A 22,824-nucleotide genomic window follows, 5' to 3' on the forward strand; every position below is an offset into this window, starting at 1 on the left:
GCTAGAGTGATTCTGATTAAGATATTGTTTATAGTGTGAAATATAATAAAACGAGTCATAAGTAACATTATTGATGAAGCACACTCTATATCTATAATCTGTATTGATACGTAGCTATTAAGGAGTGTAAAAAATGAAAATATCGAACTTCCAAGAATATCTCATCGCAAAGCCACCTATAGCTATGCCTGCTCGCAATTATATCAATGAAGATGAGCAGCAGTTGATCAAGAAGATTGCCAGTTTGCCTGTAAAATCTGAGGAGGCGCAGGTCGAGCAGTTAGAGGAAATGCTCACCAAGATTAGCGTCGCCGATATGGACGATGCTCTACGTCTGCGCCTGCTGGCGATTGTTATGATGGCGATGGAGAGTCTTATTGCTGCTTTGCGTAAGCAGTATATTTATGAAGTTGGGGCGCTGAGCAGTCAGCAGATGGATACCGTCTATCAGGTAGAGTCACTATATTATTTGGCAGTCATGGTATACGATGCCATTGTGCAGCGCGAAAGTTTGAGGCTGCAATATCAGTACCAACAGCAGCAGATGGTAACCTCCGGTTTTTGGCAACGGTTATTAGCGCCAGCGCCAGTGCCGCCCATCACCTTAGCCGTGGCAGTGTACCAAGCTTTATTAACCTATCAAAACTTATTGTACGAAAAAGCCATTTGTTATCAAAAGCCGCTACGTAATATGTGGTTGTCCCTTAACCAGCTGTATCTTTTAGCCTGTCAGCACCATATTACCAAAATGGACTTGAGCACTCATACAGTGACGCGTCAAGCCAATACCATTCATCAATTATATTGCCAGATTTGTTTGTACAGCCTGCTGAATGTAATGGCAATGCGCCGTCCAAGCATGCTGTTAATACAGCGTCTGTTGCCAGAATGGGCAAATCATATCGCCGCAACCCTTGAGCCAAAAACCAAAACCCGCGTTTTTATTGATTTAAATAGTGATGAGCCGCCGCAGTATCTAACCGCTATTACCCCAGTCAACCCTTATGAAGATACAGAAGATTGTCTGTTTATTGAGCTTGAACCTCTAGCTGTCTTTTTGTCATTGCGTCAACGTGAACTGTTAGTGCAGTATAACGCTTTGAACGAATATCGCTTGGTGACCAAAATCCTAATGGCGATTAGCCATCGTTATATTAATCGTGAGCCAACTACCATCACAAAATATAGCCCAAGAAAGCGGGCTACGCTCATTACGGGATTTAACGATATCCACTACCATGTTGCTGGTAAACGGGGGCTGATGAGTATGGTTGCCGCCCCCAACTTATCTATTGATTATCTGCCGCGCTATGATACCGTACCGAGAAAAGACAGTACGCCGCCTGTGTTTGAGATTGAGATCAATGACGATACAGAGTCAATCTTCCATTTTAGAACGTTACGCCTATTGACCGCACAAGACTTGGTCGCCCAGCAAAGTGTGTTGAGCGCAAAACACCGCAAACACAACGCCAGTAGTGATAATACCAGTACTGATAATAATAGAATAGTGGTGCCACCACTCAATGAGATATTTGAGCCCATCACGTTGGCAGAGGCAGAAAAAAACAATGAGAACGTCAAGGAGCGCATATTAGCAACGGCGCCACCGATTTTACGTATCATGAGTTTGTATTTACTCATGGCGCATAAAGAGGCATCAGAGCCACAAAGCAACTTAAAAAACGAAAAGCGACAGACGCCCCCGCTATCGGCTACGCAGTTGGATCAAGAGACTGCAAAAGCTCAGAAAATAGAGGAGCTGGGTATTATTCGTTGGCTGACTGTAGAGGATGAGTATGTAGAAGCCGAGAGTCAGATACTGGGTTATCATCCAACCGCTTGTGCGCTGCGCCTTGACAATCGTGACAATCGTAGCGAGAACTTTGTCCCCGCTTTATTACTAGCGGCAGTGAGTGAATTACAAGTGCCTTCTAGTCTGTTGGTGTCCAACGCTGATTTTAAGGTCAATGACAAAGTAATTATTCGCCTCAATGACAAACAAAAATCACTACGTTTACAAGAGGTATTATTAACCACTGAGGAATTTACTCAATATGAAGTACTGGTGCTTTAATTCAGCTTTGCCTGCTTAATCTTACGCCAAGCTTTATATGAATGCGTATTGATATATCAGCATAGACTTGTAACCAGTGGTTTTGTTGAGTAGATTTTTGATAGTGATGACGCCTTTGTTACCTAATTGTTTTTTTATTTCTCAACATATAGTGACATAATTGCTGGCTTAAAAAAATTGTACCCTTATAATTGATATGGCTATCAGCTCAACTGGATACTGGGATATAACAACAAAGGTCTGCTATGCTAAACAATGCACGATTGAATCTATTGGTCATTGATGACGATCAGCTCTACGCTGAGCGTCTGGTTGGTCTATTGTCTTCCTATTACGATAAGGTAAATTTAGGATTTTTGGATGATCAAGAAGAGCTGGTAAAAGCACTGCGCCATCAGTGGGATGTACTGGTTTTTGGTCGCGCCTATGATATGAGTTTCACGGAAGTGGTGGCGATTGTCCAAGAGCATGAGATAGATCTGCCCATTATCGGATTGATGAGTGATGAGCTTGCAAGTCAGGGGCGTAATGCCGATGGATTGCCGGCAGTCCTTAACGGCACTATGGTCAAAGCGATACTGGCAGAAAAGGACACTCAGGTGGTAATGGCTATCTGTTTACTGCATGCCAATTTGACCAGCCGTCAGCACTTAAAAAGCCTGCACCATGTGTTATTAGAGGCAGAACAACGCGCCAATATTTTGATTAAAAACTCTAAAAGTGCGGTGGCTTATCTGGACCAAGGTATTCATATTTTTGCCAATGACCCTTATCTTGAATTATTTGGTTTTGAGAATAGTAATGATATTATCGGTGTGCCGGTCATTGATATGATCGCCGGTGGCGATAATGTGAAAGCCTTTAAGCAGTTCTTGAGTAATTTTAATAAGGGGAGTCGGACGCAAGTCGAGTTCATGTTCGAAAGCTTACGACCTAATGGTACAACTTTTGCGGCAAAGTTACAGCTGGCAAGTGCGACATTAGAGGGCGCACCGGTGACCCAAGTCATTATTCAGCAGAATAACGCCAATAGTGCCGAGGTTGCTGAGCGCCTGGCTGCCGCTGAGCGTCAAGATAGCCTAACGGGCTTGTCCAATCGACGTGGGTTTGAAGAGCGTTTAGAGCAGCTATATCAACGCGCCGTCCAAGATAAGCTCAGCTCAGCATTACTGTATATTCAGCTAGATAATATTGGCAAAATAAGTAGCAGCTTAGGTTTGCAGGGTATTGATGCTACCATCAAGCAGGTCGGTTATGTGCTCGAGGAGCTGATAACTGACGGTCATATCAGCCGTTTTAGTGATACCGCCTTTACCGTATTGGTTGAGGATTTGACCACGCAGATGTTAATAGCGTTGGCTGAGCAGATATTAGCGGTGATAGGTAAGCTATATATTGAAGTTGATACGCGTACCACGAATACTACCGCCAGCATTGGTATTGTCAAAATCGAACCTAATGGCACTGAGCCAAAGATTTTACTTGAGCGGGCTATTGAATCGATTAGCCGTATTAAAACAGAAAGCCCCAATCAAGGGGATGCTTATCATCTGTATGACCCCAATGAGCATGCCAGTAGTGATGATACAGCGTTAGCAGAATCACTGAATAATGCTATCAGCCACAATGGCTTTGAATTACTCTATCAGCCAATCTATGATATTGATGCTGACCGTAGTGATTTTTTTGAAGTCTATCTGCGTTTGCCATTGAATGATGCTGACAATACTGTATTAACCCCAGATAACTTTATGGCGGTCGCTCGTGTCCATAATTTACGTGAAAAAATAGACCGCTGGCTATTAATCAATGCCTGCAAACAGCTCAGTGAAGTGCGTAAACTGCACCCACAAGCGCGAATTATAGTTTCACTGACCAGTGGTTCTATGGTGGATAAAAAGCTGCCAAATATTGCAAGCCAACTGATTAATGCCCTAGGTGGCGCGACCGGTGCGCTAACATTACAGTTTAATGAGCAAGATGTCGTCAACTACTTGACGGTGGCTAAATTGCAGTTTGCCGCGCTTAAACAAGCCGGATGTCAGGTCAGTATTCATAACTTTGGCACTACTGCCAAATCTATTGAGGTTGCAGGTTTTGTACAACCTGATATGGTCAGGTTGGCGCGCACTTATGTCAACAGTCTGAATAATGCTGACGAATTGGACACCGTTAAGACGCTAATCGCACGGGTTAAAGCGCTGCATAGTAATGTACTGATTCCTTATATTGAGGAGGCTGCGATAATGTCTGCCTCTTGGAGTGTAGGTGCGCGCTATTTACAAGGTTATTATTTAGAAGAGCCAAGTAAAACCATGACGGTGACTGTAGAGCAACAATAGCAACAATCATGAGAATAATAACGTATGCTGTATTTAAAGTGATACTCATAGTAACCTAGGTTGTTTTGTGTTGACCTTTCGTTAGGAAAGTAAGCTATCCTTCATTATACGTTCTAATTATAAGCCCCCTATTTATGTTTATTATTCGTCAGATGTCATATCGCAGCGTCATTATTATGGTTTCCATCGCTATATCAATTCTAACGCTTAGCGCTTGCGAGCGTACGCCGCCAGATTTCCGCACGCCTGTTAGCGCCCCTTTATATACCGAAGGTGATGCGGATAATGGCGCACTGATTTATGAAGAAGCGTGCGAGCAATGTCATCGGCTAATCCCGGGCAGCAATAAAAAAGGTCCGCAATTGATGAATATTTATGGCGCGGCGGCGGCTGATTTGGCAGACTATACCTATAGTGACGAGCTGACTGCTTCAGGCTGGATATGGGATGCTAAAACCCTTGATCCGTATATTTCCGATGCTGAAAAAGCCATGCCGGGCTCAAAAATGCTCGCTGACCCGATGCCAGATGCTCGCGAGCGCGCCGATGTGATTGCGTATTTATCCACCTTGCGTGCGCCTATTCCACCGCTTGATGATAAAGGGTTTCCTCTAAAAGGCGCGCCTGTTGACGGGAAAAGTGACCAATCTACAGCAATAAAAAGTCAGCCCACACAAATGAGTAATGAGCCGGTTGAAATATCCTCTGATCCAGCGCAAAAACCAGCCGCAGATTTCCGTTAAATTAATGGCTAAATAATATTTTTATTTATACCATTTTGATAGTGCTATAAGTATGTTTTTAATAATAAAAATAAGACGGTAACTCATTATGTCTGATACGCCTCTCTCTACACCCAGTAGCATCGATTATCAAAATAATCAGCAGCAAATTACGCAATTATTAACACAGTTAAACACCATCGTCTTAGACAAGCCGCAGGTAGTCAAGCTGGCACTCAGCTGTGTGCTGGCAGGTGGGCATTTATTACTGCAAGATTTGCCGGGTATGGGCAAGACGACATTGGCACAGGGTCTAGCGCAACTTTTAGGGTTGTCGTTTAGTCGGGTGCAGTTTACTAATGATATGTTGCCGGCTGATATTTTAGGTATGAGTATTTACGATCCTGCAAAGCTGGCGTTTGAGTTTCGCTCTGGTCCTATATTCACTCAATTATTGCTTGCCGACGAGATTAATCGCTCCAGCCCCAAAACCCAAAGCGCGCTACTTGAGGCGATGGAAGAGCGGCAAGTTACCCAAGACGGTCAGTCGTACCGCTTACCGCAACCTTTTTTTGTGATAGCCACCCAAAACCCATTACAGCAAGCGGGCGTGTATCCTTTGCCTGAATCTCAGCTGGATCGGTTTTTAATGTGTTTATCGCTTGGCTATCCATCTCAAGCGGCAGAGCGTGCGCTATTGCAGGGTCAAGATCGGCGTAAGTTGCTTCAAGGTTTGACGGCGGTACTGGATACGAAAGCTGTACAATTGGCGCAGCAAGGCGTGCATCAAGTTTATGTTGCTGATGTGGTGTTAGATTATTTACAACGCTTGGTTGCTAAAACGCGTGCAAGTCAAGAATATCATGGTCTGTCACCACGTGGCGTGCTGTCATTGCAGCGAGCGGCACAAGCTTATAGCTATGTTTCTGGACATACTGAAGTGACGCCTGAAGATATTCAAGCGGTGTTTGCAGCGGTGACCGATCATCGTTTGGGACAGCAGTTTGTACCAGCACACGTCGTCAGTGGGCAAGCACCGCAGACGATAGCACAACGTATTATGGCAGAAGTGACGGTGTTGGTTTAAGCACTGATACTTTGTTGGTAGGTTCTAATGGCTAATAGCCTTTATTATAATGAATCTGATATAACCGAATACCGATAGTATAGACAAGGTTGTCATGAGTATTTTACCTCGCAAGTTAACCCTTCCTATAGCGACAGCGCTTGCGCATTGGTTTGCCAAACGTGCGCCAAGAAGTGACCATGCGACTTTAAATCTGCGCAATATTTATATTTTTTTTAGTCGTGAAGGGCTGCTTTTTGCCTTGCTATTAGTCATTACCTTTATTGCTGGTATTAATTATGGTAATAATTTGGTATTGGGGCTATGTTTTTATCTGGTGAGTGTGTGGCTGGTCAGCTTTCATGTCACTTTTGCCCATATATCCGGTCTGCAAATCCAATTATTAGAAGTCACTATGGCAGAAGTGGGTGCACCTGTGTGGGTAACGCTACAGCTACGTAGTGATAGCAGGCAACCGCGGCGGCAGTTATTATTAGGTTTTGAGCACAGCGTTTATCAAGACTCCGCTCAAAAAAATAAAGACAATATAGATGGCAAGCAGCTGTTGCTAGCGCATTTGCACGGCGAGCAGATTGTTCGGTTGCCGATTATAACCACGCAGCGCGGTGAGCTTATACTGCCACGATTACAAGTTAAGACGGTTTATCCGCTTGGCATTATGCGCGCTTGGTCTTATGTATATTTTGCACGTACTGCTTGGGTATACCCGAAACCTGAAGCCTTTGAAGGTCAGATGCAATATTTGGCGCTGAGCAATGAAGATATGCCAATAGGCGGTCAATATACTCAATATCAGCAAGGTCAAGATGACTTTGAGCGTCTAGATAACTATATAGTAGGTGAGTCATTGGCGCGTGTTTCTTGGGCGCATGTGGCACGTGGTCAAGGGATGTTGACCAAACATTTTGCTGATCCTATCGGGCACGAGCAGATCTTGGATTATGGGGATATGCCAGCAGCCCATCATGAGCAAAAACTGGCGCAACTAGCCTATGGCGCGATGAATCTTAGTCAGCTTGGTGTACCCTTTGCCATGCGCTTGCCCAATGAGCCATCTTCGGCGGTGGTTGGACAAGGCGATGCCTTTGCTCAAACGTGCTTATTAAAGTTGGCAAAATCACCATGACCATAAACTTATCTCAGCGCTCCAGTGCGCAGTCGTTTGAGACATTGGCGCTAGGTCAAAGCATTCAGGCGAGTGCTAACGCCTCTCCAAATCGTAAATGGTATCGTAAATTGCTGGCGCTTCCGGCATATTACTGGGTACTTATTGCTCAAGTTCTTGTGATTTTACCGCATGCCGCTCATTTGCCGTTATGGTTAATAGGGTTTGCCATTATCAGTATTTGCGCGCAGCTACCCCGTATTAAGGCGAAATTTCGTCGTACCAAGCAGTTAAAACGCGTGTATCAAGGCATGCAAATGCTGGGATTTTTATTGGGTCTGGCTGGGCTATGGTTGACCTATAACGGTACGTTTGGGCTGGATATGGGCGTGGCGTTTTTAGTGTTATGCTTAATCAGTAAGCTGTGGGAGCTGTACAAGCGACGCGATGCTTATGTGGTATTGAACCTCTCGTTGTTTGTGCTTGCCGCGCTGTTCTTAATGGACCAAGGGCTGGTGACTACCTTAGAGGTTATCTTAGGTACAGCGATTGTTTTATTAGCCTTTATTGCGCTCAATGATGATGGCAATATTGATGGTAAAGGGCGCTTGCGGACGTTAAGGGTTTTAGGCATTGGTGCTATTCCTCTACTCGTGGTCTTATTTTTATTTTTTCCGCGCTTGCCGCCGTTATGGTCGGTGCAGCTATCAGGGCAACAAGCGACAACTGGGGTGTCAGATAGTATGTCACCGGGTGATTTTGCCAGTTTAGGTCAATCGACGGCATTGGCATTCCGAGTACAGTTTGGCGATAATCGCCCACCGCGAGAGGACTTATACTGGCGCGGATTGGTATTTAGTGACTTTGATGGGGTAACGTGGCGTCCGAGTGCCACGCAGCAGTTATGGCAAACGACATTGCCAGCACCGCCTTGGGCACAGTCGGCTTTTGCCACCATTCCTGATGACAATAAAAGCATACCTATTAGCTATGAGGTGATACTAGAACCCACTCAGCAGCGTTGGTTATTTGGCTTAGATTACCCTTTAACTCAAAGTCAGAATATTAGCCTGACGTCAGATTTTACCTTATTACAATCTGAGCCGGTCACTCAGCAGCTGCGCTATGATGCTCTGCGATTTGCGCCAATGGCTATTGATAGCACGCTTGATGCATCAGCGCGGCAGCTTAATCTAGCGTTGCCAAATAGTGGCAATCCGCAAGCACGTGCCCTTGCTAAGGAGTTATTTGCCCAATCAGGTTCTGATCCCATCAGCTACATAAAGGCGCTTGAAAATTGGATTCATCAGACCGAGTTTCGCTATACTTTATCGCCGCCACGCCTGAATAATAATCGCATTGATGAGTTTTTATTTAAAACCAAAGCCGGATTTTGTGAGCATTATTCTTCAAGTTTTACCTTTATGCTGCGTGCGGCTGGCATTCCAGCGCGAGTAGTGGCAGGCTATCAGGGCGGTGCGCCCAGTCGGGGTGGTCAGGTGTGGGAGGTGCGACAAATGGACGCGCATGCGTGGACTGAGGTTTGGCTGGATGGGCAAGGCTGGGTACGGGTCGATCCGACCAGTTTTGTCGCGCCTGAGCGGGTAGAACAGGGCATGAATGCGATGACCCAAGCGCAAGGGGCGGCATTATTTGGCGATGGGGCTAGCGCGCAAATCAGCTATCAACAGTATCAAATGCTACAAAACCTACGCCGGTTATCGGATCAAGCCAGCTATTATTGGCAAAAAGACATCGTTGGTTACGACCAAGATAAACAAGCAGGCTCGCTGTTAAAATGGCTCAATATTAGCTCAGTAACGCAGCAGATTATTTGGCTAGCAGGGAGCGCCATTACTGTACTCTCAATCTTGGCACTGACTATTTGGCAGCTCAGACGCAGGCGCTATCATCCAGTTGATTTGCCATTAGCGCAGTTATCAAAGTCATTAAGTAAGCATGATAAAGTGCTTGCTCGCCATGATTATGAAGATCCGCTGGCATGGTTAGATAGGGTAGCTACTGCCTTTACTTCAAATGCTGCTTTTTCAAACAATGAGCAGACTTCTGAAGACAGCCAACTTACTGAAAAGCATATCCAACATATTCATGATATCAAACACAATTATCGTCAGCTGCGTTATGGGCGATTAAGCACATTTGATACTCATCATCTAGAGTATCAGCAAACCTTACAACAGCTGAAGAAAACAGTACGCCTACTAAAATAAGCTGCGGATGTTACCCGTTATTTATAATATCGCTTCATTTAAATTATTACCTTTCTAACCGTTTTGATGCTTTGATTTAGATTCTGCGGCTGGGTTTTACTGGTAACTGCTTTTTTAGTTACAGTAGTATGAATTTTGGCTTTGTGTTTGGCAGTAATGGTTTGTTTTGGGGCTTGCTGGTTAGTATTATTATGGGCATCGCACGCATACGCAACGCTGGTCGATAAAAGCGATACAGCAGTTAAGGATAATAATATAGATTTCATGCGGTGGTGTCCTAGATAGAATATAAGGAATAAGAGCTAGTATTAATGACAGTGGATTCGCCAATATTTAATAGATAGGGTAGTCATTAAAAATAGTAAATTAGCATAAAATACTACGGTAAGTTGCTTAATTATGAAGATAATCACCGTCTGCAATCGCTAGTACATAATAATGAGCGCTTTTTAGAAAAAATGCTTGCAAAGTAGTAGAAAGTTGATAGAATACTCAACCTAAATAGGCGTATAGCTCAGTTGGTTAGAGCGCTACCTTGACATGGTAGAGGTCAGCAGTTCGAGTCTGCTTATGCCTACCAAATTTAGAAAGCCCCAATCTTAAGGTTGGGGCTTTTTTTTGCCTGTAAAATATGGGCTGTAGCGATTTTCACTCACTTTTACCTGTCCTTATTTTTCATTTTTACTCACATCTATAATGGCTTAAAAAAGGGACGGTGACCAGAAGGTGACCAAAACGTGACCACCCTTTAAAAAAATGACTACCTCAATTCTTCTTTTTGACCTCTACTCTAAATTTTAATCCTCTTTGTCATTACAATCTTTTTTGACTTCATCTACATATTCAAAAACATCTCCTACTCCTACTTCCAAATACTCACAAAGCTTATCTATAGTCTCAAAATCGATCCTTGATGATTGATCGTTGTAAATTTTATGTAATGTTGTTTTGCTTATACCTGTTGCTCTTACGGCATCCGCTACCTTTAGCCTTCGTTCCGCTAATAAGGTAGGAAGGTGATTAACTATCATTAAGTAAACTCCAACTATAGTTATAAAAAGTACTTGCATAGTTATAAATATGTGGTAAATTACAACTATGGTATTTAAAAGTACCATTATGATTAAACTTTATATAAGGAACCTATTATGTCACACACCTACCTAACCACCCAAGAGCTTTCTGAGCGTATCAAATACAACCCGCGCACTATTCGTAATGATTTAAAGGATACCGTGCTCATTGAAGGGATTCACTATATTCGTCCATTTGGCGGTCGCAAGATTTTGTATGTGTGGGAAGAAATTGAAAAAGACATGCGCACCAGTATTAAAGGTAGCGTCAATGCCATGGTACTACAATAAGGAGAAATAAAATGGCTAGCATCAGAAGCCGTTATAACAAACTAGTCGTCGACTTTCGCTACATGGGTGTTCGTTGTCGTGAAACGACCAATCTAGTCGACACCCCTGCCAATCGCAAAAAGCTTGAAAAAGCAATCGAGAAAATGGAGGTGGAGATTACTTTAGGTATTTTCAATTATGCCCAGTATTTTCCTAAAAGTGATAGATGTGATGAGATGGTCGCGCTAAACGATCGTAAGGAATGTATCAATACAAGCCTTCCTTCATTTAAAAAATTTGCCACGCTATGGTTTTCTGAAAAGGAAATTGAATGGCGTGATACTTATAAGCGCAAAATACAGGAGATTATTGATATGTATTTGCTTCCTAAGTTTGGGTCTAAGCCCATTCATCTCATAAAAAAGACAGATGTGTTAGCCTTCCGTTCATCGCTCGCCAAAGTAACGTACGGAAAAGCTAGCAAACATCTGTCAGCGGCACGCATCAATTCGATAATGGTACCTTTAGGTATGATACTAAAAGAGGCAGCAAAACGCTATAAGTTTGATAATCCTTATGATGACATTAAGTCTCTCAAAGAGCCGAAGACGGATATTCAGCCATTTACCTTAGAGGAAGTCTGGAAGTTCATCAATGGTGTAAGAGAAGATTATCGTAACTATTATTTGGTACGTTTTTTTACCGGTATGCGAACCAGTGAGATTGATGGGCTGACATGGGATAACGTTGATTTTAGTCGCCGTGAAATCGTGATCAAGCAGGCACTCGTTAAAGGCAAAATAGTTCCCCCTAAGACGCAAGAGTCTTATCGAGCGATTCAAATGTCACCTTGGGTGTATGACGCATTAAAAGAGCAACATAAAGTCACTTATGAGCGCTCAGATTATGTGTTTTGTGCTCATACTGGTTCGCCGCTTGATTATAATAATATCAATAAGCAAGTGTGGCATCCTACGCTGCGGCTTTTAGGACTGAAGACACGTAATGCCTATCAGACACGACATACGGCAGCGACGCTCTGGTTAGCAGCAGGAGAGAGTCCTGAGTGGATTGCCAGCCAAATGGGGCACTCCACGACCAAGATGCTATTTAACACATATAGTCGCTATGTGCCTAATATGACTCGTCAAGATGGTAGCGCATTTGAGGCATTATTAAATCGTAGTCAGGCTAATCAATTATCTGCTGATAAGGAGACGTCACAATGAAAATCATTGATTATGATACGCTTTTACAGTCTCATAAACGCAGCGGACATCTGAGTGCTGATGCGAATATTATTGCCAATCGTTTGATTAATGATATGCATATACAGAATGGCTCAGGTTTAGCACGGTTTTTAGAGGTGGAGATTTGCTTTGACAACCATCGCGCGCTCAGAGTTTGGGTGCAACGACAGCTAGATAAACAACCAAGCTATATGGTTGAGGATATATTCTATCAGCTTGAGCGTAAATTATACGGAATATTACCACAGCATTATGGTTGTTAATTCTATAAACATTGGAGGATTTGTTGTCCAATTAAGGTACTAATAGATATTAATCAGATAACCTCAATGATAAGTTACTCTTTTGAAGTGTATAGAATGCATTGTGGTGAGCACATCATAGTTGATCAGGAACAATGATTACTATTAACCAGACAGCTTGACGTTGTCTGGTTTTTTGGCACAGGTAAAGTAATTAATAACGCCATTAGTATTATTCTTTCTAAGTCACCTGAGCGGTGATGAAGGCATTGCGTGCCAAAAATTGGGCAGCATTTGCTTTCTAAGTCACCTGAGCGGTGATGAAGAATCAGCAAAAGATTGACCATCTTCCATTGGTTTTCTAAGTCACCTGAGCGGTGATGAAGGATTTATTGCGAGTCGATTGACCGAGGATTTATTTCTAAGTCACCTGAGCGGTGATGAAGGTCACTGGCAACCAATCGTTTGTATTGGTTATTTTCTAAGTCACCTGAGCGGTGATGAAGCATGTTTAGCCATTTCTTTGGTGGCTGACACTTTTCTAAGTCACCTGAGCGGTGATGAAGGCACTAGGCAACAGTATGGCGGTCAATGTCATTTTCTAAGTCACCTGAGCGGTGATGAAGTCATACCTCCATCATCGACTGGCATATCTTGCTTTCTAAGTCACCTGAGCGGTGATGAAGATTACATTTGACCATCATAAAACTGGGTAAAGTTTCTAAGTCACCTGAGCGGTGATGAAGCAGGCGGCATCTGCTGCATATCGTCAGGCTGTTTTCTAAGTCACCTGAGCGGTGATGAAGTGTAAACATAATCATTCATGAAGTCGCTTGGTTTTCTAAGTCACCTGAGCGGTGATGAAGCGTTATATTATCGTCAATGATGTTCTTTTTAATTTCTAAGTCACCTGAGCGGTGATGAAGAGCCAGCGCCTAGCACGCCAGCCTTAGATAATTTTCTAAGTCACCTGAGCGGTGATGAAGAATCAGGTCGAACCGATCAAGAAGAAATCAAGTTTCTAAGTCACCTGAGCGGTGATGAAGGCAGCACTTGTTGCGTATGACTTGGCTTTTTGTTTCTAAGTCACCTGAGCGGTGATGAAGAGAGAAACCCACCGCCAAAGTTATTTAATGCTTTTCTAAGTCACCTGAGCGGTGATGAAGGTGCTGGGCGCTCACTGGAAAAATGAGGGAGTTTTCTAAGTCACCTGAGCGGTGATGAAGGATTGGTTGCCAGTGACCGTTTGCGCTGCTCATTTCTAAGTCACCTGAGCGGTGATGAAGGTGGGGCTTGAGAGTTGGTATAAGAGCCAGGATTTCTAAGTCACCTGAGCGGTGATGAAGTATCCAAGCACCGCGCTACAAACTCTCGTTCATTTCTAAGTCACCTGAGCGGTGATGAAGACTCGTATTGATGCCTTGTATGGCTTCACTACTTTCTAAGTCACCTGAGCGGTGATGAAGAACCATTTTCTTAGCCAAGCTGCCAACATCAATTTCTAAGTCACCTGAGCGGTGATGAAGAATAATCAGGTTCGTACTCGTCGCTATCGACCTTTCTAAGTCACCTGAGCGGTGATGAAGGATTTTAGGTCGGCAACTTCTTGCGTGTCATTTTTCTAAGTCACCTGAGCGGTGATGAAGTGATTGCAACTGCTAACGGAACAGCGTCTTATTTTCTAAGTCACCTGAGCGGTGATGAAGTCGGTGTACCAGTAAGCGGTACGCCTGCCATTTTTCTAAGTCACCTGAGCGGTGATGAAGAGCCAGTCACAGCCGACCCGATGCAGCTATACTTTCTAAGTCACCTGAGCGGTGATGAAGCTCAACTCAGGCATGGCGTGATAGTCGTCATTTTTCTAAGTCACCTGAGCGGTGATGAAGATTGAGTACGCGCAAGATACGCTTTACCAGTTTTTCTAAGTCACCTGAGCGGTGATGAAGACCAAAGTATGAACGACGGTGCCAAGCAGCATTTTCTAAGTCACCTGAGCGGTGATGAAGATGGGGTGCGTTTCAAATCATGGGCTATCACTTTTCTAAGTCACCTGAGCGGTGATGAAGATGATGAGTTCTTAGCAGCGCGTGGGCTTTAATTTCTAAGTCACCTGAGCGGTGATGAAGTACGCAGCCCAAAGAGATAACGAGCATTGGCATTTCTAAGTCACCTGAGCGGTGATGAAGATACTTGACTGAGTTAGATTAGTCCCTAAGAATTTCTAAGTCACCTGAGCGGTGATGAAGTCGTTTGAGACGGCACATAAAATTGCGTTGCTTTTCTAAGTCACCTGAGCGGTGATGAAGGCGGTATATATCATGGCTGGCTTGCGACTCTTTTTCTAAGTCACCTGAGCGGTGATGAAGAATTTGTTTCAGAAGTGGAAGGTTTGGTTCAATTTCTAAGTCACCTGAGCGGTGATGAAGATTAGAATTGACCGTCAAAGTGAGGGGCGAAATTTCTAAGTCACCTGAGCGGTGATGAAGTGGGTAATTGAGTTTAAGGCGTTGAATAACAATTTCTAAGTCACCTGAGCGGTGATGAAGTCTTTTCCCACACCCAGCAGTATTTAAACATTTTTCTAAGTCACCTGAGCGGTGATGAAGATATGCGCGATAATACTTCAAACTCTTCACCATTTCTAAGTCACCTGAGCGGTGATGAAGCCTGAGCTTGATTACCCTGTTGATACTTTTTGTTTCTAAGTCACCTGAGCGGTGATGAAGTCAGCTGCTACATAGCGTTGACCGCTTTGTTTTTTCTAAGTCACCTGAGCGGTGATGAAGATGCCAAGCTTCTATCTGCACTGAATCTCTACTTTCTAAGTCACCTGAGCGGTGATGAAGCATAACCGAGCGTCTTCAATAAATAATTTAGTTTTCTAAGTCACCTGAGCGGTGATGAAGCCGAGCGCATTAAGTTAAAGCGAGAGCTTAACTTTCTAAGTCACCTGAGCGGTGATGAAGTATTTGCCCTTAACCGTTAAAGCGTCAAAGGCTTTCTAAGTCACCTGAGCGGTGATGAAGATATTTCTTAGCATTTATGCGCGTGTATGAAGTTTCTAAGTCACCTGAGCGGTGATGAAGAAGAATCATGTCACGATGATAAAGCAGTCAGCTTTCTAAGTCACCTGAGCGGTGATGAAGAGTCTTACCCCCTGTAGCTATAATAGTTGGGTTTTCTAAGTCACCTGAGCGGTGATGAAGACGGCATCCCAAGCGGTACTGATTGGCTGATTTTTCTAAGTCACCTGAGCGGTGATGAAGTTGGGTGGTTTAAACTGCCCACATCTTTAAATTTTCTAAGTCACCTGAGCGGTGATGAAGGACGATATGCAGCAGATGCCGCCTGACATGATTTTCTAAGTCACCTGAGCGGTGATGAAGCGCACCCCGCGCAGCAGCTTGTTTAACCGTCTTTTCTAAGTCACCTGAGCGGTGATGAAGACGGCTGCACGGAATAATCACGCGATGATGACTTTCTAAGTCACCTGAGCGGTGATGAAGAGTGCTGCGAGTTTGTCTGCTTGTAGTCCGCGTTTCTAAGTCACCTGAGCGGTGATGAAGGTTTAGCGTCAAGCGCAATAGTTTGAGATATATTTCTAAGTCACCTGAGCGGTGATGAAGTATGATACGCAGCGAGTGCTACGCATTACGCATTTCTAAGTCACCTGAGCGGTGATGAAGAAACCCTAATAGCTTCTGTTAGCTGCTTGCTCTTTCTAAGTCACCTGAGCGGTGATGAAGCTGATTGGCGCGTAACACCCAACGGCGAGGTTTTTCTAAGTCACCTGAGCGGTGATGAAGGCTCGTTAGAGTTTTTCCGTGGAACTTTCCATTTTCTAAGTCACCTGAGCGGTGATGAAGCGATCTGTGCGTCGACCTCCGCCTTGATTTGCTTTCTAAGTCACCTGAGCGGTGATGAAGGGGAGCGAACAAGCATGAAGGGCGCGGCGGTTTTTCTAAGTCACCTGAGCGGTGATGAAGTTCTTTATTGGTAAGCGCTTGCGATTTAGAGTTTTCTAAGTCACCTGAGCGGTGATGAAGTAGCGCCTCAGTTATTGAAAGAGTATGTAGTATTTCTAAGTCACCTGAGCGGTGATGAAGACAGTAATGCAGACCACGAATTAAGCGATTGCTTTCTAAGTCACCTGAGCGGTGATGAAGAGCTTGTATCTTCCTCATTCACCAATTTAGCATTTCTAAGTCACCTGAGCGGTGATGAAGAGGAAAAACCAATGATAGGGATTAAGAGTAAATTTTCTAAGTCACCTGAGCGGTGATGAAGTCTGTTTACTGTCCTTGTTGTAGTAGTGCATATTTCTAAGTCACCTGAGCGGTGATGAAGGTCATCAGCACAGATGACAATGCGATGATTGGTTTCTAAGTCACCTGAGCGGTGATGAAGCTACTGACGTCTGCCATGTTGAAGCTTTAGATTTTCTAAGTCACCTGAGCGGTGATGAAGTTATAGGTCTATCTACAGCTTTTCAAGTATTATTTCTAAGTCACCTGAGCGGTGATGAAGTAGAGTTACTGATTGTTGTTGCGACCAATGCATTTCTAAGTCACCTGAGCGGTGATGAAGTATTAGGGGCTGCTACTGCAATTTTAACTGAATTTCTAAGTCACCTGAGCGGTGATGAAGATCAGGCGTTTGCGTTTGGGGTCAATGGGGTTTTTCTAAGTCACCTGAGCGGTGATGAAGTTACCGTTGAAGGGTTAAACGACAATCAGTTATTTCTAAGTCACCTGAGCGGTGATGAAGTTAGTTTGCAGTATGACCGATTTCTGTAGAGGTTTCTAAGTCACCTGAGCGGTGATGAAGAGACATTGACGAGGATAACCCTGTTGGGCGTTTTTTCTAAGTCACCTGAGCGGTGATGAAGATGCACACCTTGCTAACCCTGATTGGACACTTTTTCTAAGTCACCTGAGCGGTGATGAAGGTTGGTTATCTCGCGCCATTTTTCGGGTTGATTTTCTAAGTCACCTGAGCGGTGATGAAGATGTAAACACAGCAGACATGTTCACCGTTGACTTTCTAAGTCACCTGAGCGGTGATGAAGAGTTTTGACCAGCGGGACTAGTAGAGCTTACTTTTCTAAGTCACCTGAGCGGTGATGAAGCCTCTAAGAACAGAGCTAGCCCAGCGTCAAAATTTCTAAGTCACCTGAGCGGTGATGAAGAGAGAAGAACTAAAGGCAATCCGTGAGCAGTGTTTCTAAGTCACCTGAGCGGTGATGAAGTGCGCTTCTTGCACTGTCTGCGGTTCGTTTTCTTTCTAAGTCACCTGAGCGGTGATGAAGACATTAAAAACCTTTTGGCTGTTGATAACTAATTTCTAAGTCACCTGAGCGGTGATGAAGAAACCAAAAGCAGGGAACAGGAAAACGGAAATTTTCTAAGTCACCTGAGCGGTGATGAAGGTCGTTGTGGCTTGGGTCGTCTATCTCTAGGTTTTCTAAGTCACCTGAGCGGTGATGAAGAGTCGATGATGCCAAGGTGTCGCTATATTATCCTTTCTAAGTCACCTGAGCGGTGATGAAGCGATCTGTGCATCGACCTCCGCCTTGATTTGCTTTCTAAGTCACCTGAGCGGTGATGAAGGATGATTTGAGGGCGTAGTAACCCCTTATCATTTTCTAAGTCACCTGAGCGGTGATGAAGCTTTGAAATCACCGTCTTTTTAACGCCATTTTTTTCTAAGTCACCTGAGCGGTGATGAAGAGTCGCAAAGATGGACGTACCGCTAGGGAGTGTTTCTAAGTCACCTGAGCGGTGATGAAGGTGTTTTAGATTTAAAAGACTAACGCCCTAGCTTTCTAAGTCACCTGAGCGGTGATGAAGAATACCTTTGTCTGAATAGGCAAAAATAGAGTTTTCTAAGTCACCTGAGCGGTGATGAAGATTTACAAGAGCTACACGCCCAAGCTGTCAAATTTCTAAGTCACCTGAGCGGTGATGAAGAAGCTCGGCTAACTCTTTTTTCAGGGGTTTAATTTCTAAGTCACCTGAGCGGTGATGAAGATAGTTTTAACTAAATTCATGACTAGGTGTTTCTTTCTAAGTCACCTGAGCGGTGATGAAGAGGAATTATACCTCAAAAAAATCAGCTACAACAAGGCGCGGAGGGCAAAATACCCTAATTTACCCTCCAGTTTTTACCTTGTTGTAACTATTTGATTTTATTGCAAGTTTTTAAATAGATTAAAAAAAGGGTTTTTATACCCAATTAAAGGGTAATTCGTCATTACTCTTTAATTTTATCTACTACCACTGCGGCACAGTAACGCTATCGCGCATGCCATTCATACCGTATACATTAAAACCACCAGTTACGTCCTCTTCACTAGGTTGTTGTAAAATTTGCAATGGATAATGGGTTTTATTGCTTTCACTAAACATTCTGATAAAAGGCAGCTTTAATTCGGCTTTGCGTTTAACAACTATCGCCATTGCTTCCTCATAACAGACCTTTAACTTATCTGCTAATGTTTGTGCTTGCACCTCTATCGGTTTAAAACGATAGCGGTGTACGCTGACATAACCCATTATTTTATCTCTAGGTACTTCTTTAATACCTTTGACGTGCACATAATCTGTCAGTCTAGATAACCAGTTATCAAGATTTAGCGTTTCTAAGTCTTTTTGATTAGGAGCAAAGACGCGAAGTTTTAGTCCCAGCTTAGATGACTGCTCATTTTTATCATCGTAATGATAGTCAGGGAAGCTGATGCCGATGGAGTCAATCTTATGATTGTTTTTTACATCCGCCAACGCTATATGCAGCTGAGTAAATAATTTGCCCCAAATAAAGTAGGGCGCAATCTCAGGGTCAGGGATTATGGTTATTTCTTGGAAATAGTTCAGGCTTTTTGAGTCAGTCATAACTTACTCCTTACCACTGGCACCAAACACGCCGCCACGGATAAGTACACCCATCACGTAATGTTGTTGCTCAATATCTGGTGCATCGCCTTTTAGTACCCAATTATCAAATAGGGTATAAAAATCCATCTTAGCTTTAGGCTGACGAAACGCTGTACCTAGTGTGGTCACTGCGCCATATGGCTCAACCGCGATAGGAAACTGGGCATCAGGATACCAATCATCAATAGTACGAATAGCATTGCTGACTTTTTGTGAGTGCATACCAGCATTATCTTCAGAGCCTTTACGGTCACTGACGCGGTAAAGCACTTTACTCTTTTTGCTACCTGTATCAAGGATTAGCTCCTGTGAAGGATAGACCTCTTGACTATAACCGATGATAGCTTGTGCTTCGATATACAGAATAATAAATTCATCGCCATTTAGACCTGCTTTGATCCAGTCCGTAACTTGCTTAATATTAGCATCATCATTATCAAAACCTTTTAGTCCATAAGCTTTTGCATCATCAATGGTGATAGTTTTTCCATTGCACTTGACGGTGACCTTGATACTTTCAGTGCCGACGCGATTACGCCATAACCAACGCGCATTTAATACATTAATAGCATAGCGGCGCGCCAATTCATCGACACCTTGAGTATTAATATAATCAGTGACTACTTGCTGCAAGGCTTGCTGATACTCTTGATCGTTACAGACATTAGGTTTGCCAGTGAAAGGCAATACTTTCATGCTAAAACGAGCGATAAGCGTATCGTTGTTTTCATCTAATGACGCAGAATCTACCTTTTGTAAATTGGCTTTTTCAGTCTCGGCATCTAATTTGGCAGGGTCATTAGTAATAGTGTTTTTTAGACGATTGCTTATCGTTCCGCGAACTGATTTTTCTTTGATAACCACAGGCGAAGGCATTGCTGTTTTATCGACTGCTTGGCTATCAGTCTGCCAGAGGTAGGCATCTGACACGTCTAGGTTGCGCTCAAAGGCAAGGACTGAGGCAGTTTTTAGGGCTGATTTTGACATAAATTTCTCCATGAGAATAAAAGTTAAAGTGAATCTATCTTAAAAGTTGATCAGTTCTAAAGATTAGAAGTGGTATTAAAAATCTTGTTGCTGAGTAACCAAATATAGCGAGTTATCAGCATCATAGTGGTAACGCCAAAATGCATTGGCAATATCATGCTCACCGCCGATTCGATTTAAAAGCTGGGGATAAACCCATTTGCCAAGACTGTATATCGCCTCGACATATTGGCTAGGATATTTAGGGTTACGCACGTTTTGCATCACACCTGAATCATATAAGTCAGATATTCCTTGATAGCCTATGGGCATAGGAACTAGCCAGCCATGACCACTCTTACGTGAGGTCGTCAGCCATTTGGTATCGCCGTTTTTTTGGGTTTCTGGAATATGATGTAATGCGCAAACGTCTATCAAGGCATCTAAAGGCGTTGCATCTGGATTGTCTTTTTGTACCTCATTTATAATTTGCGCAAATTCGTTTTGCGCATCCATTAGTACAAAAGCGGGTAACAGCTGCGGTATGACGGCACTAATATCACTACTATCAAAAAACTGTACGGGTTCAAAGCGAGCTAGTCCATGCACACTTCCGCCAGCCATACGTTGTTGCTGAATCCACTGCTTTGTTTCTTGGATAGCAGACACTTGCTGCTCAGCCGTTAAGCTAGTTTCTGCCAGTATTTCAACTACAAAGCTCATGACTAAGCGGCATTTGCCTTCTTCAATGATAGAAGCAGTTTTACCGTCCTTTTTGATAGGGTTTCGCGTTTGGTTAAAGGTGTAGTTATTATAGGTATTGGGACGATACATTTGCGGCTGACAGTCATGACAGGCCAGTAACACACCGCCAAGTGATACCTCAGATAACTGTGTATCATCGGCCATCTTACGTGACATAGCATGAAAGCTACCCAAGAATCCAGTGATAGCCGGAAAGCCATAGGTCAATGGACTTGAGATAGTATTTGCCCCATCAATTATGACCTTTTTAAACAGCAAATAACCTACCACGCCAATATCATTATCATCATCTATACGACTCATAAAAATACTCCTTTGCCTGCGCGCTCATAGCGTTTTTTCATATCTTCAATCTCACGCTCCCATTCCAAATGCTCCGCATCACCAAAATCGCTAGCGATCTCTTTAAATTCAGCTTGCATCAAAGTGTTAAGCCAACGGGCAAACCGATGAACGATTTGGCTGTGCCATGAGTCATCCTCTTCACGATCCGCTTCAAATTCTTCTTCACCATCAAGATCAGCGCGTTTGGGATCGAGCCAAAGTTGCTCACAGTAATCAAACTCATAATCCTTTGACCAGCCCGCAGGCATAGTGCTGCGTATTATTTCTGCGGTATCAAATATCTGATACAACATCTCATCAATCGCACGTTTGCGCGCATCTCTGACATCGACAATATTGCGAGTATCTTTGATAGATTTAAAGATACTTTGAATCGCCTCACGCGCGTTGTATTCCATAGCTGTACCAAAAATAGTTTTGGCAGATTTGGATAGTTTAAACGAGCGTTCTTGTTTAATAATTGGTGGGAGCGAGGGAAGTAGATAGTTGCGACCACCTTGTTTGCTCATTAGTAAACTGACATTTTGCGGTTTCGTACCGCCAAGCTGAAGGGTCGCTAAGTCGTTCAAAGTAATATAAGGCTGCTGTTCAACAGATTTTTTAAAACGATTATCACGAGCAGCTTTATTTTCATCAGAAAACTTAAGATGATTGATATGCTGGTAAACTTCATGAGTAAGCACGGAGGGGTAGAGGGGTATTACATTAATATAATCAAACGAATCAACGTTCATGCCTTCGTAAGCATTAGTGACCCATAGCGTTTGTTTATTACGTTCATGGGTTACAGGATCTGTAATAATATTTTGCAGTGCATTTTTAAACGTCTGCTGATACATCATTGCCAAAGCTTCGTCGCCTATAAGCGCAGCTATAAAGTCAGGGTTGTCCGCTAAAATGAGATCACGTATTTTAGTTGTTTCGTTTACCTCAAAGTCAAAAAAGGCAGCAAGGGGCAGTGCAGCGGCATTACCATTAGCATCAATATAGCTACTGTCTATTGAACGAGTACCTACGATAGTCTGCGGTAAGCTATTCTCCATATTAAAGCTAACGTTATCGCCTTTTGCATCAGGATGCACACCTTTTGAGATATGCGTACCGAAGTTCAATTGCTTTGCCATACGCGTTGCAGCATCAGGAATCCAGTTAGCGACACTATATTTTTCTTTAGCTTCTGCTAAAGTGGTTTTTAATTCTGTAATCTTGTCAAAATCATTACTCTCGATTGCTTTAGCAAGCTGCTTTTGCTCAGTGTCTGTTTTTTTATCGTATTGACTGATAAGAAAGTCTTTGACAGCACCGCTTGCTAGTTCTGGGGTTATGTTATTCATTACTAGTATCCTAGATAGCGATTAGTGATATTGCTAAACGTAGCGTATAGATGGAAAGTATTTATACGCTATACTTGCTTTCA

15 protein-coding genes, 1 tRNA gene and 1 CRISPR repeat array are annotated in these 22,824 nt (G+C 43.3%); of the genes, 10 read left to right on the top strand and 6 right to left on the bottom strand.

The features are described 5' to 3' along the window. The first annotated feature begins 133 nt into the window (after positions 1 to 133). The 6 genes from AAEY78_RS09140 to AAEY78_RS09165 all read left to right on the top strand — a co-directional run bounded on the left by AAEY78_RS09140 (position 134) and on the right by AAEY78_RS09165 (position 9,564). On the top strand, positions 134 to 2,077 hold the full coding sequence (locus AAEY78_RS09140; protein ID WP_352339038.1) for a cyclic-di-GMP receptor FimW-related protein: 1,944 nt from the start codon (positions 134 to 136) through the stop codon (positions 2,075 to 2,077). Positions 2,078 to 2,322: 245 nt separating this feature from the next. Beyond that, a complete protein-coding gene (locus AAEY78_RS09145; RefSeq protein ID WP_352339039.1) occupies positions 2,323 to 4,419 on the top strand; it encodes an EAL domain-containing protein in 2,097 nt (698 codons plus the stop codon). A gap of 134 nt (positions 4,420 to 4,553) precedes the next feature. Then, on the top strand, positions 4,554 to 5,162 hold the full coding sequence (locus tag AAEY78_RS09150; protein WP_352339040.1) for a c-type cytochrome: 609 nt from the start codon (positions 4,554 to 4,556) through the stop codon (positions 5,160 to 5,162). Positions 5,163 to 5,250: 88 nt separating this feature from the next. After that, positions 5,251 to 6,228, top strand: a complete 978-nt coding sequence (locus AAEY78_RS09155; protein ID WP_352339041.1) for an AAA family ATPase — start codon at positions 5,251 to 5,253, stop codon at positions 6,226 to 6,228. A gap of 94 nt (positions 6,229 to 6,322) precedes the next feature. Beyond that, positions 6,323 to 7,354, top strand: coding sequence for a hypothetical protein (locus AAEY78_RS09160; protein WP_352339042.1), 1,032 nt, complete (start codon positions 6,323 to 6,325; stop codon positions 7,352 to 7,354). Then, a complete protein-coding gene (locus AAEY78_RS09165) occupies positions 7,351 to 9,564 on the top strand; it encodes a transglutaminase TgpA family protein (protein ID WP_352339043.1) in 2,214 nt (737 codons plus the stop codon). The genes AAEY78_RS09160 and AAEY78_RS09165 overlap by 4 nt, the downstream gene beginning before the upstream one ends. 38 nt (positions 9,565 to 9,602) lie before the next feature. Here AAEY78_RS09165 and AAEY78_RS09170 read toward each other — a convergent pair whose 3' ends face one another. Continuing rightward, positions 9,603 to 9,830: a hypothetical protein gene (locus tag AAEY78_RS09170; RefSeq protein WP_352339044.1), complete on the bottom strand. Its 228-nt coding sequence runs from the start codon at positions 9,828 to 9,830 to the stop codon at positions 9,603 to 9,605. 237 nt (positions 9,831 to 10,067) lie between these two features. On the opposite strand from AAEY78_RS09170, the gene AAEY78_RS09175 reads away from it, so the two are divergent. Continuing rightward, positions 10,068 to 10,144 (top strand) — tRNA-Val (locus AAEY78_RS09175). A gap of 217 nt (positions 10,145 to 10,361) precedes the next feature. Here the strand turns inward: AAEY78_RS09175 and AAEY78_RS09180 are convergent. After that, on the bottom strand, positions 10,362 to 10,595 hold the full coding sequence (locus AAEY78_RS09180) for a helix-turn-helix domain-containing protein (RefSeq protein ID WP_352339045.1): 234 nt from the start codon (positions 10,593 to 10,595) through the stop codon (positions 10,362 to 10,364). A 117-nt stretch (positions 10,596 to 10,712) separates the two neighbouring features. Here AAEY78_RS09180 and AAEY78_RS09185 point away from each other — a divergent pair, with 117 nt between their 5' ends. From AAEY78_RS09185 to AAEY78_RS09195, 3 genes are read left to right on the top strand one after another with little or no spacing between them, the layout of a single operon-like run. Continuing rightward, positions 10,713 to 10,928, top strand: a complete 216-nt coding sequence (locus tag AAEY78_RS09185; protein ID WP_352339046.1) for a DeoR family transcriptional regulator — start codon at positions 10,713 to 10,715, stop codon at positions 10,926 to 10,928. An 11-nt stretch (positions 10,929 to 10,939) separates the two neighbouring features. Next, positions 10,940 to 12,136, top strand: coding sequence for an Arm DNA-binding domain-containing protein (locus AAEY78_RS09190; RefSeq protein WP_352339047.1), 1,197 nt, complete (start codon positions 10,940 to 10,942; stop codon positions 12,134 to 12,136). Then, positions 12,133 to 12,420, top strand: a complete 288-nt coding sequence (locus tag AAEY78_RS09195; RefSeq protein WP_352339048.1) for a hypothetical protein — start codon at positions 12,133 to 12,135, stop codon at positions 12,418 to 12,420. Before AAEY78_RS09190 ends, AAEY78_RS09195 begins: the two co-directional genes overlap by 4 nt. A gap of 217 nt (positions 12,421 to 12,637) precedes the next feature. Next, a CRISPR array of direct repeats spans positions 12,638 to 18,489; the repeat unit is 28 nt; unit sequence TTTCTAAGTCACCTGAGCGGTGATGAAG. A gap of 182 nt (positions 18,490 to 18,671) precedes the next feature. On the opposite strand, the gene cas6f is transcribed toward AAEY78_RS09195, so the two are convergent. The 4 genes from cas6f to csy1 all read right to left on the bottom strand — a co-directional run bounded on the left by cas6f (position 18,672) and on the right by csy1 (position 22,741). Next, on the bottom strand, positions 18,672 to 19,289 hold the full coding sequence (gene cas6f, locus AAEY78_RS09200) for a type I-F CRISPR-associated endoribonuclease Cas6/Csy4 (RefSeq protein ID WP_352339049.1): 618 nt from the start codon (positions 19,287 to 19,289) through the stop codon (positions 18,672 to 18,674). A gap of 3 nt (positions 19,290 to 19,292) precedes the next feature. After that, positions 19,293 to 20,318 (bottom strand): type I-F CRISPR-associated protein Csy3, encoded by a 1,026-nt coding sequence (csy3, locus tag AAEY78_RS09205; RefSeq protein WP_352339050.1) that lies wholly within the window; start codon positions 20,316 to 20,318, stop codon positions 19,293 to 19,295. A 75-nt stretch (positions 20,319 to 20,393) separates the two neighbouring features. After that, positions 20,394 to 21,365 (bottom strand): type I-F CRISPR-associated protein Csy2, encoded by a 972-nt coding sequence (gene csy2, locus AAEY78_RS09210; protein ID WP_352339051.1) that lies wholly within the window; start codon positions 21,363 to 21,365, stop codon positions 20,394 to 20,396. After that, positions 21,362 to 22,741 carry a type I-F CRISPR-associated protein Csy1 gene (csy1, locus tag AAEY78_RS09215; protein WP_352339052.1) on the bottom strand — a complete coding sequence of 460 codons (1,380 nt, stop codon included), beginning with the start codon at positions 22,739 to 22,741 and terminating at the stop codon, positions 21,362 to 21,364. Before csy1 ends, csy2 begins: the two co-directional genes overlap by 4 nt. Positions 22,742 to 22,824: the final 83 nt, after the last annotated feature.

The organism is Psychrobacter sp. 16-MNA-CIBAN-0192, from assembly GCF_040309565.1.
GTDB lineage: Bacteria > Pseudomonadota > Gammaproteobacteria > Pseudomonadales > Moraxellaceae > Psychrobacter.

What these genes read in the sequence shown, in the direction of transcription:
- AAEY78_RS09140 (WP_352339038.1), top strand. Translation starts at nt 134, where the DNA reads ATGAAAATATCGAACTTCCAAGAATATCTCATCGCAAAGCCACCTATA.
- AAEY78_RS09145 (WP_352339039.1), top strand. Translation starts at nt 2,323, where the DNA reads ATGCTAAACAATGCACGATTGAATCTATTGGTCATTGATGACGATCAG.
- AAEY78_RS09150 (WP_352339040.1), top strand. Translation starts at nt 4,554, where the DNA reads ATGTTTATTATTCGTCAGATGTCATATCGCAGCGTCATTATTATGGTT.
- AAEY78_RS09155 (WP_352339041.1), top strand. Translation starts at nt 5,251, where the DNA reads ATGTCTGATACGCCTCTCTCTACACCCAGTAGCATCGATTATCAAAAT.
- AAEY78_RS09160 (WP_352339042.1), top strand. Translation starts at nt 6,323, where the DNA reads ATGAGTATTTTACCTCGCAAGTTAACCCTTCCTATAGCGACAGCGCTT.
- AAEY78_RS09165 (WP_352339043.1), top strand. Translation starts at nt 7,351, where the DNA reads ATGACCATAAACTTATCTCAGCGCTCCAGTGCGCAGTCGTTTGAGACA.
- AAEY78_RS09170 (WP_352339044.1), bottom strand. Translation starts at nt 9,830, where the DNA reads ATGAAATCTATATTATTATCCTTAACTGCTGTATCGCTTTTATCGACC.
- AAEY78_RS09180 (WP_352339045.1), bottom strand. Translation starts at nt 10,595, where the DNA reads ATGATAGTTAATCACCTTCCTACCTTATTAGCGGAACGAAGGCTAAAG.
- AAEY78_RS09185 (WP_352339046.1), top strand. Translation starts at nt 10,713, where the DNA reads ATGTCACACACCTACCTAACCACCCAAGAGCTTTCTGAGCGTATCAAA.
- AAEY78_RS09190 (WP_352339047.1), top strand. Translation starts at nt 10,940, where the DNA reads ATGGCTAGCATCAGAAGCCGTTATAACAAACTAGTCGTCGACTTTCGC.
- AAEY78_RS09195 (WP_352339048.1), top strand. Translation starts at nt 12,133, where the DNA reads ATGAAAATCATTGATTATGATACGCTTTTACAGTCTCATAAACGCAGC.
- cas6f (WP_352339049.1), bottom strand. Translation starts at nt 19,289, where the DNA reads ATGACTGACTCAAAAAGCCTGAACTATTTCCAAGAAATAACCATAATC.
- csy3 (WP_352339050.1), bottom strand. Translation starts at nt 20,318, where the DNA reads ATGTCAAAATCAGCCCTAAAAACTGCCTCAGTCCTTGCCTTTGAGCGC.
- csy2 (WP_352339051.1), bottom strand. Translation starts at nt 21,365, where the DNA reads ATGAGTCGTATAGATGATGATAATGATATTGGCGTGGTAGGTTATTTG.
- csy1 (WP_352339052.1), bottom strand. Translation starts at nt 22,741, where the DNA reads ATGAATAACATAACCCCAGAACTAGCAAGCGGTGCTGTCAAAGACTTT.